The sequence below is a fragment of the Kribbella sp. NPDC056951 genome (genome assembly GCF_042674205.1).
Lineage (GTDB): Bacteria > Actinomycetota > Actinomycetes > Propionibacteriales > Kribbellaceae > Kribbella > Kribbella yunnanensis.
The window spans coordinates 442,210-457,883 of record NZ_JBHUQZ010000004.1 but is presented as its reverse complement, the minus strand read 5'-3'; the positions used below and the strand labels follow the sequence as shown (position 1 = coordinate 457,883).

13 protein-coding genes are annotated in these 15,674 nt (G+C 67.6%); 9 read left to right on the top strand and 4 right to left on the bottom strand.

Annotation, left to right across the window (positions count from 1 at the left end):
• Positions 1-51: 51 nt before the first annotated feature.
• From ACFTSF_RS20215 to ACFTSF_RS20205, 3 genes are all read right to left on the bottom strand, one after another.
• Positions 52-969, bottom strand: coding sequence for an NADP-dependent oxidoreductase (locus tag ACFTSF_RS20215; protein WP_380155178.1), 918 nt, complete (start codon positions 967-969; stop codon positions 52-54).
• A gap of 43 nt (positions 970-1,012) precedes the next feature.
• The gene (locus ACFTSF_RS20210) at positions 1,013-1,471 is read right to left on the bottom strand and encodes a cupin domain-containing protein (protein WP_380155177.1); all 459 of its coding nucleotides are present in this window, start codon (positions 1,469-1,471) and stop codon (positions 1,013-1,015) included.
• A 75-nt stretch (positions 1,472-1,546) separates the two neighbouring features.
• On the bottom strand, positions 1,547-2,866 hold the full coding sequence (locus ACFTSF_RS20205; RefSeq protein WP_380155176.1) for a PLP-dependent aminotransferase family protein: 1,320 nt from the start codon (positions 2,864-2,866) through the stop codon (positions 1,547-1,549).
• A 216-nt stretch (positions 2,867-3,082) separates the two neighbouring features.
• Here ACFTSF_RS20205 and ACFTSF_RS20200 point away from each other — a divergent pair, with 216 nt between their 5' ends.
• Positions 3,083-5,089, top strand: coding sequence for a neutral/alkaline ceramidase (locus ACFTSF_RS20200; RefSeq protein ID WP_380155175.1), 2,007 nt, complete (start codon positions 3,083-3,085; stop codon positions 5,087-5,089).
• A gap of 88 nt (positions 5,090-5,177) precedes the next feature.
• Positions 5,178-5,840, top strand: coding sequence for an acid shock protein (locus ACFTSF_RS20195; protein WP_380155174.1), 663 nt, complete (start codon positions 5,178-5,180; stop codon positions 5,838-5,840).
• A gap of 18 nt (positions 5,841-5,858) precedes the next feature.
• Here the strand turns inward: ACFTSF_RS20195 and ACFTSF_RS20190 are convergent, their stop codons facing one another.
• Positions 5,859-6,836, bottom strand: a complete 978-nt coding sequence (locus ACFTSF_RS20190; protein ID WP_380155173.1) for an NmrA/HSCARG family protein — start codon at positions 6,834-6,836, stop codon at positions 5,859-5,861.
• A gap of 97 nt (positions 6,837-6,933) precedes the next feature.
• Here ACFTSF_RS20190 and ACFTSF_RS20185 point away from each other — a divergent pair, with 97 nt between their 5' ends.
• The 7 genes from ACFTSF_RS20185 (at position 6,934) to ACFTSF_RS20155 (ending at position 15,629) form a co-directional block, all read left to right on the top strand.
• The gene (locus ACFTSF_RS20185) at positions 6,934-7,425 is read left to right on the top strand and encodes a MarR family winged helix-turn-helix transcriptional regulator (RefSeq protein ID WP_380155172.1); all 492 of its coding nucleotides are present in this window, start codon (positions 6,934-6,936) and stop codon (positions 7,423-7,425) included.
• 98 nt (positions 7,426-7,523) lie between these two features.
• Positions 7,524-7,814 (top strand): hypothetical protein, encoded by a 291-nt coding sequence (locus ACFTSF_RS20180; RefSeq protein ID WP_344157902.1) that lies wholly within the window; start codon positions 7,524-7,526, stop codon positions 7,812-7,814.
• Positions 7,811-8,707, top strand: coding sequence for an FAD:protein FMN transferase (locus ACFTSF_RS20175; RefSeq protein ID WP_380155171.1), 897 nt, complete (start codon positions 7,811-7,813; stop codon positions 8,705-8,707). The genes ACFTSF_RS20180 and ACFTSF_RS20175 overlap by 4 nt, the downstream gene beginning before the upstream one ends.
• Positions 8,707-9,255, top strand: coding sequence for a hypothetical protein (locus ACFTSF_RS20170; RefSeq protein WP_380155170.1), 549 nt, complete (start codon positions 8,707-8,709; stop codon positions 9,253-9,255). The genes ACFTSF_RS20175 and ACFTSF_RS20170 overlap by 1 nt, the downstream gene beginning before the upstream one ends.
• Positions 9,252-10,439, top strand: a complete 1,188-nt coding sequence (locus tag ACFTSF_RS20165) for an NADH-ubiquinone oxidoreductase-F iron-sulfur binding region domain-containing protein (RefSeq protein ID WP_380155169.1) — start codon at positions 9,252-9,254, stop codon at positions 10,437-10,439. The genes ACFTSF_RS20170 and ACFTSF_RS20165 overlap by 4 nt, the downstream gene beginning before the upstream one ends.
• Positions 10,432-10,641, top strand: coding sequence for a ferredoxin (locus ACFTSF_RS20160; RefSeq protein ID WP_380155168.1), 210 nt, complete (start codon positions 10,432-10,434; stop codon positions 10,639-10,641). The genes ACFTSF_RS20165 and ACFTSF_RS20160 overlap by 8 nt, the downstream gene beginning before the upstream one ends.
• A gap of 128 nt (positions 10,642-10,769) precedes the next feature.
• Entirely contained in the window at positions 10,770-15,629 is a 4,860-nt protein-coding gene (locus tag ACFTSF_RS20155) for an NAD-glutamate dehydrogenase (RefSeq protein ID WP_380155167.1), read from the top strand.
• Positions 15,630-15,674: the final 45 nt, after the last annotated feature.

Sequence of the window (15,674 nt, the reverse complement as noted above, 5' to 3'; positions counted from 1 at the left end):
GCCAGGTGACCGCAGTACACCTGCTCACCCACACATCGGACAGGGGAATGGTTATCCCTGGACGCTGATGATGGTCTTGCCTTTGACTCGTTCGGTGGGGTTGAAGGCGGCGACGGCGTCGTCGAGGGAGGCGATGTTGCCGATGACGGTGCGCAGTCGTCCTTCGCGCACTCGCTGGGCGAGCTCACCGAGTTGGGCGCGATCGGCCTCGACGACGAAATCGATCGCCAGACCATCAGCCGGCCGCGCCTCCGGCGGACCTGCGATGGTGATCAATGTTCCGCCCGCGCGGACGAGGCCTGCGGACTGCTTCAGGATCTCGCCACCGAAGATGTCGAACACCAGGTCGACTCCGCCGACGTCCGCCAGCGAGTCCTGCTCGGGATCGACGAACTCGTGGGCGCCGAGGTCCAGCGCGGTTTGCCGATCACCGGCCCGCCCCGTGCCGATCACATACGCACCAACTTCGCGGGCCAGTTGTGTCACCATCGAGCCCACGCCGCCCGCGGCACCGTGCACGAGCACGCTCTGCCCCACCTGAAGGCGACCGTGCACGAACAAGCCCTGCCACGCGGTCAATCCCGAGATCGGCAGACTCGCACCCACCGTGAAGTCGATGTCACCCGGCAACGGGGCGAGGTTCCGCGCCTCGACCGCGACGTACTCCGCCAGGGTGCCGTCACGCGTCCAGTCGGTGAGGCCGAACACCCGCTGACCCACCGACAAGCCCCGCGTGCCGTACCCAAGAGCAGAGACCACACCCGCGACCTCGTGCCCGGGCACCGACGGCGTCCGATCCCGACCGAGCCGATCGGTCCAAGTCCCGTCCCAGTCCAGCTCCCCCGTGGTGAACCCTGACGCGTGAACCTCGACCAGCACATCGTTACCCGCCGCCTCCGGCAACGGATGGTCCACCAACTTCATCCCGGCCGTCCCCGCGGCCTGATCCGACACCACGATCGCCTTCATCGCACATTTCCTTTCTCCAGCCCAGGCGCATTGGCCTCAGCGCTTACTGATCGTTGGTTTGCAGCGAGTCGCCGGTCGCGGACACATAGACGACCAACAGCTTGGCCGGCTCGGTCTTGCTCGCATTGGCCGCGACGACGTGGTGGGCACCTGGATTCTCGAACCAGTTCTCGCCTTGCCGGAAGGTGGTCGCCGGGCCGGCGTCGACCTGGCTTCGCACACTGCCTTGTAATACATAGGCGTACACGAACGCCTGCCCGTGCCGATGAGCCGGCGCGGCGGCGCCCGGCGCGAAGTCGACGATCTGCGACGTAAACGTCTTGCCCTCGACGTTGGGCAAAGCCTGCTGCAGAAGGACATTCACCGCGGGCGGCGACAGCGCCGTACTCTCATTGCCACAGGCTGTCGCGCTGACGAGCATGGCAACGATCAATAGACGACACACCGCCGAGACGCGCGCGAACACGGTCGCGACCGGCCGCAGTCTCTCGTGAGTCAACATGACTCTGAGGCTAGCCAGCATTGAGCATTCAACCTGGTGCCATTTGGGACCCGCGAACGGGAACCAATTGAGGGGTCAGCGCAGGGTGCGCACCAAGGCGTCCAGCGCCCCGGACCAACCACTGGCAGAGGGCGCGGCGAATCCCACGACCACACCTTGACGCTCCGACGTACAGCCAGGGTTGCGGAACAACTCGAGCGGCTCGATCGCGAGCTGTTCCCGGGCGGCGCGCTGCACGAGTTCGGCCTCGCTCCGACCGGGCTGTTCGAGGACGACGTGCAGCCCGGCCGCCATCCCGGTCACGCGCGTCGTGGGACAGTGCCGGCTGATTGCCTCCAGCAACTGCTCGCGCCGGCGCCGGTACTGCGTCCGCATCGCCCGAATGTGCCGGTCGTAGGCCCCCGAGTCGACGAAGTCGGTCATCGCCAACTGGCTGACGAACCCGACGGATTCCTCCGCCCATCCCTTCTCCGCGACGATCGAACCGACCAGCCGATCCGGTACGACGAGCCACCCCAGCCGCAACCCCGGAGCCAGGGACTTGCTCGCAGTCCCCAGGTACACCACACGATCGTGGTCCAACCCCTGCAACGCACCCACCGGCGACCGGTCGTACCGGAACTCGCCGTCGTAGTCGTCCTCGATCACCAACGTGCCCCGCCGACGCGCCCAGTCGACCACCGCCGCTCGCCGATCGGACTGCAACGCGACGCCCAGCGGGAACTGGTGCGACGGCGTGAGCAACACCGCCCCCAGATCCGGTATCTCATCCAACGCGGACAGGTCGGCACCGTCGCCGTCAACAGGAAGCAGAACAGGTTCGATCCCGGCCTTCAGCAACGCCGGTCGCTGCGTATGAAGACAGAACTCCTCGATCGCCACCTTCGTGACCCCAACCTTCACCAGCACCGCCGCAACCAGCCGCAGCCCCTCCGCCGCTCCACTACAAATGACGACATTGTCCGCGTGCGCGTGCAAACCCCTGGCCCGCGCCAGATACCCGGCTACGACCTCACGCAGTTCGCTCCGCCCGTGCGGATCGACGTACCCAAAGGCTTCGAACGGCGCGTTGGTCACCGTCCGCTTCACCGCCCGAACCCACTCCTCCCGAGGAAACGACGAGAGGTCAGGCCACCCGGGCCGCAAATCATGCACAAACCGCGGCCGAGCCACCGGCGTCCGCGCCCGCTTCCCCACAACCCCCACCGACCGCCGCGACACCTCGGTCCCCGAACCGTGCAGCGCCGTAAGCCATCCCTCGTTGACCAACTCCGAGTAGACGCGCACCACAGTGCTACGCCCAACCCCAAGGTCACCCGCCAGCACCCGACTAGCCGGCAACCGAGTCCCCGGAGCCAACCGCCCACTCCGGATCGCCTCCCGAAACGCGCTCATGAGCCTTGCGCGAACGTTTCGCCCGACGTTGTCCACCGAGCCCAGATGCAGGTCAAGGCCCGACTTCCGGACGCTACGGGTCGTCCCCTTGGTCACATCGACCCACGATACGGGTCTGTGCAGTGGAACTGGCTGTAGCTCTTGCTGCACACAGAGTGAAGGCGTACAGTCCGGCAGAACGTGAAGCTTGCTCACTTTCGGTCCGAGGGGTTCGCCATGTCGCTGAGTCGTCGTCATGTCCTCGCCGGTGCGGTTGCGGCACCGGTCGCCATCGGGTTGTCCGGCGGGGTGTCCGCCGCGGCCGAGCCGGGCTTGCGCGTCGGCGTCGGGATCGGGGATGTCACCGGGCCTGCGGCGGAGAACGGCATGATGGGTTACTCGATGCCGCAGCAGCAGACGGCCGGCATCCATCTGCGGACCCGGGCCCGCGCGTATGTCGTCGACGACGGCGGACGGCGGATCGTCTTCGTGACGGCCGAGCTCGGCCAGCTGTTCCAGTCGGTTCACCAGGGCGTGCTTCGGTCGCTCGCCGGCAGGTACGGCGCCCTCTACACCGAGCAGAACGTACTCCTCAACGCGACGCACACCCATTCGGCGTGCGGCGGCGATTCGCACTACGCGGCGTACGATCTGTCGATCCTGGGCTTCCAGCAGCAGGTCTACGACGCAGTCGTGGACGGCATCGTCGACGCCATCGGCCGGGCCCATGACGACCTCGCACCCGGGTCGATCACCATCGGCCGAACGGAGCTGACCGGGGCGAGCGTCAATCGCTCACGCGTCGCCTTCGAGCTCAACCCGGACAAGGCGCACTTCCCTGACGCGATCGACCCCGCGGTGACCGTACTGCGTTTCCGCCAAGGCACCCAGGACGTCGGTGCGATCACGTGGTTCGCCACTCACGGGACATCGATGAGCAACGGAAATCACCTGATCAGCAGCGACAACAAGGGGTACGCGGCCTACACCTGGGAGCACGACGATGCCGGCGTCCGTTATCTCGACGGCGCGCCCGGCTTCGTCGCGGCCTTCGCCCAGAGCAACGCCGGCGACATGTCACCGAACCTGAACCTCCAGCCCGGCACACCCGAAACCGAGTTCGCGAACACCAAGCACATCGGCGAGCTGCAGTTCCAGGCCGGTCAGCGCGCGTTCGAGGCGGCGAACGAAGTCATCACCGGCGGCGTCGACTACCGGACGTTCTACGTGAACATGTCGAATGTCGCGGTCGACGGACGCTACACGCCGAACGGCAAACCACAGAAGACCTGTACGGCGGCGATCGGTGTCTCGATGCTTGCCGGGAGCACCGAAGACGGCCCGGGCCTGCCGCTACCGGAGGGCGCGAAGAATCCCTTCATCGACTGGCTGGGTGGGACCGACGCGCCGATCCCGCAGGCTCTCGCGGACGCGCAGGCGCCGAAGCTGATCGCGGTCCCGTTCGGGTTGATGAAGCCGTACCCGTGGGTGCCCGAGGTGCTCCCGCTGCAGATCATGCGGATCGGCCAACTGCACCTGCTCGGGCTTCCGGCCGAGATCACCATCGTCGGCGGGTGGCGGCTGCGGAAGACCGTTGCCGCGGAGCTCGGCGTACCGGTGGAGAACGTGCTGGTGCAGAGCTTCGCCAACGCCTACAGCCAGTACGTGACGACACCAGAGGAGTACGACTCACAGCAGTACGAAGGCGGCTCGACGTTGTTCGGCCGGTACACGTTGCCGGCGTACCAGCAGGAGTTCGCGAAGCTCGCCGCTGCGATGAAGGCCGGCACGACCGTGCCGCCCGGGCCGACCCCGCGCGACCTGCGCGGCAAGCTCGTCAACTTCCAGCCCGGTGTCGTCTTCGACGGCCCGCCGCCGGGAAAGAAGTTCGGTGACGTCCTCACCGCGCCGAAGCCCACCTATCAGCCCGGTGCGCAGGTAGCGGCCGGCTTTGTCACCGGCCACCCGAAGAACGACCTGCGGCGCGACGACACCTTCCTCGAGGTCCAGCGCTCAGTGAACGGCGTCTGGGTCCGGCACGCGGACGACGGCGACTGGGCCACCAAGTTCCACTGGACCCGCACTTTCGGCGCCGAATCCCGCGCCGACATCACCTGGGACATCCCCGCCGATACCCCGGCCGGCAAGTACCGCATCGTCCACCACGGCGCCTGGAAGGAGTTCCTCACCGGAAAGATCAGCACCTTCAGCGGTGCCACCCCGCCCTTCCTGGTCACGACCTGACCCGACCCGCCCAAGCCCCCGACCACCGGCCAGGAGCTTGATCCGGCGGCTACTTCAACGTGCGCGGCTCGCCGGGTTAGGGTCGCGGATGCGAAAGATCCTGGTCCTGATCGTTGCGGCGGCGCTGGCGAGCGGTTGCTCCGCCGCTCCGCAGGCCGACGGCTCCGCACCCACGGCACTGCCTGCGACCCAGAGCCCGCCCGCCACCACTCCAGCCGTTTCGTCAGGGACGAAGGCGCCGATCGCTCTCGGGTCGTTGCGGCTGCAGTCACGCTGGTGGACGTGGGCGTCGGCCACGGAGACCAGGAATCCGGTGCTCGACACTACGGGTGGTCTCTGCGGGAACGGTCAACCAGACGACATCTGGCTGGTCGCCGGCAGTTTCGGCGGCAAGGTTTCGCGCAAGTGCAACTGGCCTGCTGAACGTCCCTTGGTAGGTCCGGTGGTCAACCTGGTCGACACCGAACAGGGATGCCGGACCTTCCTGGCCAACGCGACGGGCAGCGTCACGTTCGACGGACGGCCCGTCCCGGTCCAGCGGCTCGAAGCCGAGAACATCCGGTTCACCGCTGAGGCGGACAACCCCAGTGGGTTCGACCCCGGCCCGCTCAAGGGCGTCGCTTGCGGCCTCTGGTTCGCCGTACCTGGGTCGACGATCGGCAAGCACACACTGGTGATCCGCGGTAAGAGCGGCGACTTCGCAACCGAGGCGACGTACAACCTCATCGGGCACATGGCAGAGGCGTTCTGAGTCTCAAGCCCATGGCTCTCAGCGGACGGTGGCCTTCAGCTCGTCCTTGTGCAGGGCGAGCCACGCGTCGAAGGACAGTAGGTGCGGGTTGAGCTCCCGCACGGCGGCCAGGTCGCGGTTGCCGGTGAACTCCTCGTGGTTCTCGGCGTAGAACTGGAACATGTTGCTCATCTCGATGGCCATCGGGAAGGGGTAGGTGCGGAACTCGTCCCAGGTGGCGGGTTGGTAGGTGACGGGCTCGCCCAGTACGGCGGTCAGGTGGTCGGCGTACTGGTGGCCGGTGAGGTGGTCGCCGGCGATGCTGATGGTTTGGTTGATGAGGTCGGGGCGCTTGAGGATTTCCAGGGCGGTGCGGCCGATGTCGGCGGAGGCTACGCCGGAGAGGGGTTTGTCGGACATGGGGAAGGTGAGGGTGAGGGTGCCTTCGGCGTTGCGTTGGGGTTTGAGGTCCTGGAGGAAGGCGTCGAAGTAGAAGGTGGTGCGGAGGTAGGTGGTGGGGACGCCGGTACGGCGGAAGATGTCGTCGGCCTCGCCTTTGGCGTCGAAGTGGGGGACCTTGTAGCGGCCGTCGTCGAGGCTGGGGACGTCGGTGCGGTCGCCGAAGAACGGGCGGGTGTCTTCGAGGGTTGACCAGACGACGTGTTGCACGCCGGCGGCCTTGGCGGCGCGGGCGGCGTTGGTTGCCTGGTCCAGTTCCATCTCGGCGCGGGTGCGGGCGGCTTCCTCGGCGGGGGTGCGCTCGACCCAGTAGTTCGTGACGACGAAGGCGCCGTACACGCCGTCGAAGGCGGCTCGGAGGCTGGCCTCGTCGTCCAGGTCGGCCTCGACGACCTCGGCGCCGGCGGCGGCGAGCTTTTGCGACGACTGGGACTGGGCGTTGCGGGTCAGTGCGCGGACGGCGAACGCCCCGGAGGCGTCGTCGAGGATGGCGCGGACCAGGCCGCCGCCCTGGGTGCCGGTGGCTCCGACGACGGCGATGAGCTTGCGCTCGGTCATATCTGCTCCTCGGGAAGAGTTAGGTTGATGTGTCAACTCGAAACCGATCATAGCTCGTTAGGTTGATGTGTCAACCGGGTCGGGTACGATGGTTGCTGTGGGTACAGGACCGTGGCTCGACGACGACGAGCAGAAGGCGTGGCGCAGCTATCTGCTGATGCACAAAACGCTCGAGACGCACATGGAGCGGCACCTCCAGCGCGAGTTCGGGTTGTCCAAGTCCGACTTCGAGATCCTGGTGAATCTGTCCGAGGCGGAGACCGGGCGGATGCGCGCGTTCGAGCTCGGGCAGGCGACGCAGTGGGAGAAGAGCCGGATGTCCCACCACCTGACCCGGATGGAGAAGCGCGGGCTGGTACGGCGGGAGTCGTGTGACGCGCGGTATCCCGAGGTCGCGATCACCGACGAGGGTCGAGCAGCGATCGAGGCGTGTGCGCCGGAGCATGCGGCCCGGATCCGGAAGTTCTTCGTCGATGTCTTCGGCCCGGAGCGGTTGACCGCGCTGGGGGAGGCGTCCGACGAGGTCGTCGACACCATTCGCAAGCACGAGGTGTCCGACTGCCCGCCGGAGGTCCGGGGGCACTGCTGACCTGAGAGGCCGTGCTCAGGGAGTTCTCAGCAGAACTTGATGCTCGCTTGAGGGTCTCTTGGAGTGCGGCTGAGGCGCGCGCGACCAGGCTGTCGGTCATGGTCACCACAGCAGCGTTCGACGATTTCTCCGACCGGCGGCGGCGCTGGTTGCGCCGGGCCTCCGTGGCCGCGGCGGCCACCGCCGTACTCGGCCTCGGCACAGCAGGTCTGTCCGTCGCCGTAGTCTCCGCCCGGCACGCCACCCCGTCCGCCAGCTCCACCGACTCCGGTACGTCGACGTCCAGCGACTCGACCGGCAGCTCCTCGAGCGGCAGCACGTCAAGCGACAGCGGTCTGGGCAGCGCGTCCTCCGGCTCCACCTCTCAGGGCGGGAGCAACGGGTCATGAGCGCGTCCCGGACCTGGACCGCGTGGAGCTGCACGGTCCGCCTCACGGTCGACGACCCTGCCGTGCTCGGCGCGGCCTGTGGCGAGCTCAAGGCGCTGATGGATCGCGTCGACAAGGCAGCCAGCCGCTTCCGCCCGGACTCCGAGCTGTCGATCGTCAACCAGCGCGGCGGCGCGATGGTCCCGGTCTCGCGGCTGCTGGTTGACCTGGTCGACGTCAGTCTGATGGCGGCCTCGATCAGTGGTGGTGCGGTTGACCCGACCGTCGGTGCTGCGGTGATCGCCGCCGGCTACGACGACGACATCGAGGCCGTACGGCGTCGCCTCGCGCAACCGGCCTCATTGGCGGCGACCGTCCCTGGCTGGCAGCAGGTGCAGCTCAACCGCAAGCTCGCGCTGCTTGGCGTACCGGAAGGTGCCGCACTCGACCTGGGTGCGACGGCGAAGGCGTGGACGGCCGACCGTGCCGCACTGGTGTTGAGCAAGCGCTATGGCTGCGCAGTACTGGTGGAGATCGGTGGCGACCTGTGCGCAGCCGGCCAGCCGGCCGAGCCGTGGGTCATCACCGTGGCTGAGCGTGCAGGTGAAGCCGGTGTACTCGTCACACTCGCCCACGGCGGCCTGACCACCTCTACCCGCACCTCCCGTTGCTGGGAGAACGGGCACCACATCATCGACCCGCGGACCGGACAACCGGCTGACGGTCCCTGGCGCACCGCCTCGGTCTGGGCGCCGACCGCCGTACGGGCGAACACCTTCAGTACGGCGCTCATCGCCACCGGCGAGGCGGCGGTCGGGCGACTGACCCTGGCTGGACACCCGGCCCGGATGGTCGCCAACGACGGTGAGGTCACCGAACTGGCCGGCTGGCCCGCATCAACGCAGGCCGCCTGATGACACTCTGGTACGTCGCCCGCGCGGCCGGCGTGGTCGCCATGATCATGTTCACGCTGTCAGCGGCTCTCGGAATCGTCACCTCGGGCAGTCGGAACCCAGAGCGTCGTTTCTGGTTCCAGTACGTGCACCGCTCCGCAGCCGTCACCGGACTGGTGCTCCTGGGAGCCCACATCGTCGCAGTGATCGCCGACAGCAACGTGGCGATCAGTCCGACCGTTCTGCTCTGGCCCTTCGCTTCCGGCTACCGCCCCTTCGCGATGGCCATCGGAACGCTCGCCCTGTACGGGCTGGTGCTCGCCGCGGTCGCCGGAGCCGCCCGTGGCCGGCTGGCGCACTCTCGAACCTTCAGCAAGTACTGGCGCACGATCCACATCGCAGCCTCGGTCGGCTGGGCCCTGTCCATCGGGCACGCACTCCTGGCCGGAACCGACCGCAGTACACCGTGGATGCTCGCCATCACCCTCAGCTGTCTGGCGGCCGTGGTCGGCGCCAGCTTCTACCGCGCGCACACCTATGCGCCAACCAACCTAGTGAGGACCCGATGAAGACCTTGCTAGCAACCAGTGTGATCGGAGACGCCCGTCTGCTCGCCGGACTGGACCGTGGTCGGCTGGATCGGCAGACGCATCTGTGGACTCATGGTGCGCAGCCCCAGCTGACCCGAGCGGCGTACGCCGAGCTGTGTGAAGCGGTCGGCCTCAAGGGGCGCGGCGGTGCGGCGTTCCCGGTCGCCCGCAAGCTGGCCGGCCTATCGGAGCGTGGGATCGAGGCAGTGGTCGTCAACGGCTCCGAGAGCGAGCCAGTGAGTCGCAAGGATCGGCTGCTGCTCACCCTCGCACCACATCTCGTTCTGGACGGCGCTACCGGTCTGGCCCATGCACTGGGCGCTCCGCACGTGCTGATCGCCGTCCACGACGCCGAAGCCGCGCTGTCCATCCGGGAGGCGATCCTGGAACGCGACGACCGGCTGGCGATCGAGGTGACCGAAACGCCGGGACGGTTCGTGGCAGGGGAGGCCCGGGCAGTCCTGAGTGCTCTCGAAGGTGGACGGGCGGTACCGCCTGGGCGGAAGGTGCTGCCCACCCAGCAGGGCTACCACCGGCGCCCCACCTTCCTGTCGAATGTCGAGACGTTCGCCCAGCTCGCCGTACTGGCTCGACTCGGTGCCAGGCGGTTCAGCAGCACCGGACTGAGCAGCGAGCCCGGCACCCAGCTGTTGACCGTCGCCGGCGCAGTGCGGCGACCAGGGGTGATCGAGACACCAGTCGGCGTGCCGCTGGAGACCGTCCTCCAATACACCGGTGCTGACCGAGGTCCGGTGCTGCTCGGTGGGTACCACGGCCGCTGGGTCCCTCAAACGACCGGAGTGACGCTGCAAAGCGTGGGCATCGTCGTGGCGCTCGGAACGGAGACCTGCCCGCTCGGTGAGGTCCACCGGGTCGCCCAGTGGCTGGCGAGCCAGTCCGCCGGGCAGTGCGGCCCGTGCGTCTTCGGCCTCGCCGGACTGGTCGACGACTTCGACCGCATCGTCCGTGGCGACGCCTCCGGCTGGTACGACGCTCAGCGGCACCTCGGCCTGGTTCCGGGCCGGGGCGCGTGCGCCCACCCGGATGGCGCCGCCCGGTTCCTCGCCTCTGCCCTCGAGGCATTCGACGACGACATCAGACGACACCAAGCCGGTGGATGCGGCCGACCGGTGCTCGGTGTTCTGGAGGTCACCCATGGCTAGGCTGGAAATCGACTGGACCCGGTGCGACGGGCACGGCCTCTGCGCGACCCTGCTGGGAGGTGACGTAGCTCTCGACGAGTGGGGTTTTCCGGTCCTGAAAGGGCGTGAAATCACCGCCGGTGAGGTACCGGATGCACGCCGTGCGGTTCTGGCCTGTCCGGCCCTCGCCCTGCGCCTCGACAAGTCTGTTAAGGGTTACTGACCAGTGCCCGGACAGGGCCGTCCCGACATCACACCAGTGACCAAGGTGGACTAATCTCTGAGTGACCGCACAACGGCGTGCGGCCCGGCGCCGGCCAGCGTCGAGAGGTCACGTGGAGACGGTGGGGAATGCAGAGCAAGCTGGACGTCCAGAAGGCGGATGTGCTCGCCAAGGCGGTGGCGGCGGGGACACATGGTCACGACAAGTCGGTTGATCCCGGCAAGCTGAAGACCTTCCTGGAGCGCTACTACCGGCACGTCGCAGCCGAGGACGTGGCCGAGCGCCAGCCGGCCGACTGCCTGGGGGCGGCCCGGCACCACTACAAGAGCGCGATCTCCCGCCCGCAGGGCACGGCGAAGGTGCACGTCTTCACCCCGACCCTGGAGGAGCACGGCTGGACCGCGAACGGGCGGACCGTCGTGGAGATCGTCATCGACGACATGCCGTTCCTGGTCGACAGCGCCTCGATGGTGATCACCGCCCGCGACCTCGAGATCCAGCTGCTGATCCACCCGCAGTTCGTGGTCCGCCGTGATGTCACCGGCACTCTCGAGGAGGTGCTGGACGACACCGCCGCCTCGGACGCGCACGACCTGGTCCGCGAGAGCTGGATGCACCTGGAGGTCGAGCGGATCGCCGACGTGGCCCAGCACCGAGCCCTGGAGGAGGCGCTGCAGCGAGCGCTGCACGACGTCCGCGAAGCGGTCGAGGACTGGCCGAAGATGCACGAGAAGGCGACTACCATCGCCGCCTCGCTGGACCCGTCCACTCTGCCCGTCAGTGCGAACGAGGTGGAGGAGGCCAAGGAGCTGCTGGAGTGGCTCGCCGACGAGCACTTCACCTTCCTCGGCTACCGCGAGTACGACTTCACCATGGAGGGCGACCAGGGCATCCTGCGCGGCCGTCCGGGGACCGGTCTGGGCATCCTGCGACCGGACCCGAAGCCGGGCACCGGCAAGCTCCCGCCCGAGGTGAGCGCCAAGGCCCGTGAGCGCAAGCTGCTGATCCTGACCAAGGCGAACTCGCGGTCCACCGTGCACCGCTCGACGTACCTGGACTATGTCGGCATCAAGCAGTTCGACGAGAACGGTGACCCGGTCCGGGAGTGCCGCTTCATCGGTCTGCTGTCGTCGACGGCATACACCGAGAGCGTCATGCAGGTGCCGGTGCTGCGGCGAAAGGCGCTGGAGCTGTTCCGGCTAACCGGGTTCGACCCGAGCAGCCACAGTGGCAAGGGACTGCTCGACGCACTCGAGACCTACCCGCGAGACGAGCTGCTGCAGGCACCTGTCGAGGACCTGCTGCCGATCGTGCAGTCGGTGCTGCACCTGCAGGAGCGCCGCGCGGTCAAGCTGTTCGTACGCCGGGATGTGTACAACCGCTACCTGTCGTGCCTGGTGTACCTGCCGCGTGACCGCTACACGACTGCGGTCCGGCTGAAGATGCAGGAGATCCTCAAGAACGCCATCGGTGCCGAGTCCGTCACCTACGCGGCGTACGTGACGGAGTCGGTGCTCGCACGCGTCCACTTCGTCGTCCGGATGGCACACGGTACGACGGTCGGCGACTACGACCAGGAGCTGCTCGAGCAGCGCATCATCGAGGCCACCCGGGCCTGGGAGGACGACTTCACCGCAGCCCTGCACGCCAAGGGCGGCGACGGCGCGGTCACCCAGCTGGCCCGCCGGTACGCCGATGCGTTCCCCGAGGCGTACAAGGAGGACTTCGACGCCCGCGTCGCGGTGAACGACGTCGCCGTGCTCGAGGGACTACCTGCCGACAACGGTCTGGCCATGTCGCTGTACAGCCCGATCGACGAGGAGTGGGTGGGGGAGCGCCGGTTCAAGGTGTTCCGGACCGGCTCCGCGCTGTCGCTGTCCCAGGTGCTGCCGTTGCTGACCCACATGGGCGTCGAGGTGATCGACGAACGCCCGTACGAGATCCGCCGCGACGACGGCATGGTCTACATCTACGACTTCGGCCTCAAGGCACCGCCGAAGGCCGAAGAGCGTGAGGAGCTCCGGCAGCTCTTCTCCGACACCTTCCAGGCTGTCTGGCAGGGCAAGGCCGAGTCCGACAAGCTCAACGCGCTCGTACTGCGTGGTGGCCTGAGCTGGCGGCAGGTGTCGATCCTGCGTGCGTACCAGCGCTACATCCGCCAGGGCGGTACACCGTTCAGCCAGGACTACATCGAGAACACCTTCCTCGCCCACGTGGACGTCGCCGGGCTGCTGGTTCAGCTGTTCGAGACGAGCTTCGACCCGACCCGCGGAGACGCCGACGACCCGGACCGGGTTGCGCAATGCGATCTGCTGGAGAAGGAGATCCTCGCGGCGCTGGACACCGTGCAGTCGCTGGACGAGGACCGGATCCTGCGGTCGTACCTGACGGTGATGAAGGCGACGCTGCGGACGAACTACTTCCAGCCGGGCGCCGACGGACAGCCGCGGACCTACATCTCGCTGAAACTCGAGCCGAAGGCGATCCCCGAGCTGCCGCAGCCGCGGCCGGCGTACGAGATCTTCGTGTACTCACCGCAGGTCGAAGGTGTGCACCTGCGCTTCGGCGCGGTGGCACGTGGTGGTCTGCGCTGGTCGGACCGGCGCGAGGACTTCCGGACCGAGGTGCTGGGTCTGGTCAAGGCGCAGATGGTGAAGAACTCGGTGATCGTGCCGGTCGGCGCGAAGGGCGGGTTCTACGCCAAGCATCTGCCGGATCCGCAGGTGGATCGCGACGCGTGGTTGGCGGAGGGGATCGCGTCGTACAAGACGTTCATCTCCGGGCTGCTCGACATCACCGACAACATTGTTGCCGGTGACATCGTTCCGCCGCGCGACGTGGTCCGGTACGACGAGGACGACGCCTACCTGGTCGTTGCCGCCGACAAGGGTACGGCGACCTTCTCCGACATCGCGAACGGTGTGGCCAAGGAGTACGGGTTCTGGCTGGGCGACGCGTTCGCGTCAGGTGGTTCGGTGGGTTACGACCACAAGGCGATGGGCATCACCGCGCGCGGTGCGTGGGAGTCGGTCAAGCGGCACTTCCGCGAGATGGGCCACGACTGCCAGAACGAGCCGTTCACCGTGGTCGGTGTCGGCGACATGTCCGGTGACGTGTTCGGCAACGGGATGCTGTTGTCGGAGCACATCCAGCTGGTCGCGGCCTTCGACCACCGGCACATCTTCCTGGACCCGGCGCCGGATGCGGCGAAGTCCTTCGCGGAGCGGCGCCGGCTGTTCGAGCTGCCGCGCTCGTCGTGGGCCGACTACGACGCGGCGCTGATCTCCGAAGGCGGCGGGGTCTACCCGCGGACCGAGAAGGCGATCCCGGCCTCGGCCGAGGTGCGCGACGCGCTGGGGATCGAGGGTTCGCCGTCGACGCTGACCCCGGCCGAATTGATGAACGCGATCCTGAAGGCGCCCGTCGACCTGTTCTGGAACGGCGGCATCGGCACCTACGTGAAGGCGGCCGCCGAGTCGCACGGCGATGTCGGCGACAAGGCCAACGACCCGATCCGGATCAACGGCTCCGAGCTGCGCGCCAAGGCGGTCGGCGAGGGCGGCAACCTCGGCTTCACCCAGCTCGGCCGGATCGAGTACGCCGCGACCGGCGGCCGGATCAACACCGACTTCATCGACAACGTGGCCGGCGTGGACACCTCCGACCACGAGGTGAACATCAAGATCCTGCTCGACACGGTGGTCGCCGACGGCGATCTGACCGAGAAGCAGCGCAACGACATCATCGCGTCGATGACCGACGAGGTCGGCGGGCTGGTGCTGAAGTCGAACTACCGGCAGAACATCGCGCTCGCGAACGCGGCTGCGCAGGCCCCGGCGCTGATGCACGTGCACCAGGACTGGGTACGGCGGCTGGAGAAGCAGAAGCTGCTGGACCGCGAGCTGGAGTTCCTGCCGAGTGTCGCGGAGTTCAAGCGCCGCAAGGCCGACGGGCGTGGCCTGACCTCGCCGGAGCTGTCGGTGCTGATCGCTTACACCAAGATCGTGCTCGAGGCCGACCTGCTGGCGACCACGCTGCCCGACGACGCGTTCCTGAAGCACAAACTCGCGTCGTACTTCCCGAAGGCGATCCAGGAGCGGTTCGCCGACCAGATCCAGTCCCACCAGTTGCGCCGCGAGATCATCACCACCCAGGTGGTGAACGAGTTCGTGAACACCTCCGGGATCACCGCGTTCCACCGGCTCTCACTGGAGACCGGCGGTTCGGTAGAGGACGTCGTACGGGCGAACCTGGCCGCGTCCCGGATCTTCGCGCAGCCCAGCCTGTTGTCGGCGAACGCCGATCTGGACAACGTGGTCGACGCGGCCACCCAGACGCACATGCGGCTGGAGACCCGCACGCTCGTCGAGCGCGCGACCCGTTGGCTGGTCAGCAACCGCCGCCCACCGGTGGACATCCAGGACCTGATCGACACGTTCGGTCCTGGCATCGCCAAGCTGACCACGGCGTTGCCGGAGTTGCTGCGCGGGCGTGAGCTGGCGCTGTTCGAGCAGCGTCGCGAGGCGCTGGTCGAGAAGGGCGTCCCGGTCGACGTCGCGACCAGTGTCGCGATCCTGCCCCCGGCGTACGCGGGTCTGGGCATCGTCGAGACGGCCTCGGCCGACGACCTCGACATCTTCGAGGTCGCCAAGGTCCACTTCGCGCTGAACGAACGCCTGCAGCTGGGCCTCTTCCTCGAGCGCATCATCGGCCTGCCCCGCACCGACCGGTGGCAGACGATGGCCCGGGCCGCTCTCAGGGACGACCTTCATGCCGTCCACGCCCGCCTCACCCGGCAGGTCCTGGCCACCACCGATGCCGACGCCGACCCCGAAACCAGGGTCATCGCCTGGCAGGACCAGAACGCGACGGCGTTGTCCAGAGCAGCCACCATGCTCGAGGAAATCGTCGACACCGAAGGCCCGGAACTGGCTCACCTGTCGGTAGGCCTCCGTCTGGTCCGGACCTTGCTGGCCAACCAGGCTTAGCTTCGATGACGCTGAAACACTCTTGACAGAAGTGCGAACCCTCAG

Coding starts and splice junctions, on each gene's coding strand:
- ACFTSF_RS20215 (WP_380155178.1), bottom strand. CDS start 969: ATGAAGGCGATCGTGGTGTCGGATCAGGCCGCGGGGACGGCCGGGATG.
- ACFTSF_RS20210 (WP_380155177.1), bottom strand. CDS start 1,471: ATGTTGACTCACGAGAGACTGCGGCCGGTCGCGACCGTGTTCGCGCGC.
- ACFTSF_RS20205 (WP_380155176.1), bottom strand. CDS start 2,866: ATGAGCGCGTTTCGGGAGGCGATCCGGAGTGGGCGGTTGGCTCCGGGG.
- ACFTSF_RS20200 (WP_380155175.1), top strand. CDS start 3,083: ATGTCGCTGAGTCGTCGTCATGTCCTCGCCGGTGCGGTTGCGGCACCG.
- ACFTSF_RS20195 (WP_380155174.1), top strand. CDS start 5,178: ATGCGAAAGATCCTGGTCCTGATCGTTGCGGCGGCGCTGGCGAGCGGT.
- ACFTSF_RS20190 (WP_380155173.1), bottom strand. CDS start 6,836: ATGACCGAGCGCAAGCTCATCGCCGTCGTCGGAGCCACCGGCACCCAG.
- ACFTSF_RS20180 (WP_344157902.1), top strand. CDS start 7,524: ATGGTCACCACAGCAGCGTTCGACGATTTCTCCGACCGGCGGCGGCGC.
- ACFTSF_RS20175 (WP_380155171.1), top strand. CDS start 7,811: ATGAGCGCGTCCCGGACCTGGACCGCGTGGAGCTGCACGGTCCGCCTC.
- ACFTSF_RS20170 (WP_380155170.1), top strand. CDS start 8,707: ATGACACTCTGGTACGTCGCCCGCGCGGCCGGCGTGGTCGCCATGATC.
- ACFTSF_RS20165 (WP_380155169.1), top strand. CDS start 9,252: ATGAAGACCTTGCTAGCAACCAGTGTGATCGGAGACGCCCGTCTGCTC.
- ACFTSF_RS20160 (WP_380155168.1), top strand. CDS start 10,432: ATGGCTAGGCTGGAAATCGACTGGACCCGGTGCGACGGGCACGGCCTC.
- ACFTSF_RS20155 (WP_380155167.1), top strand. CDS start 10,770: ATGCAGAGCAAGCTGGACGTCCAGAAGGCGGATGTGCTCGCCAAGGCG.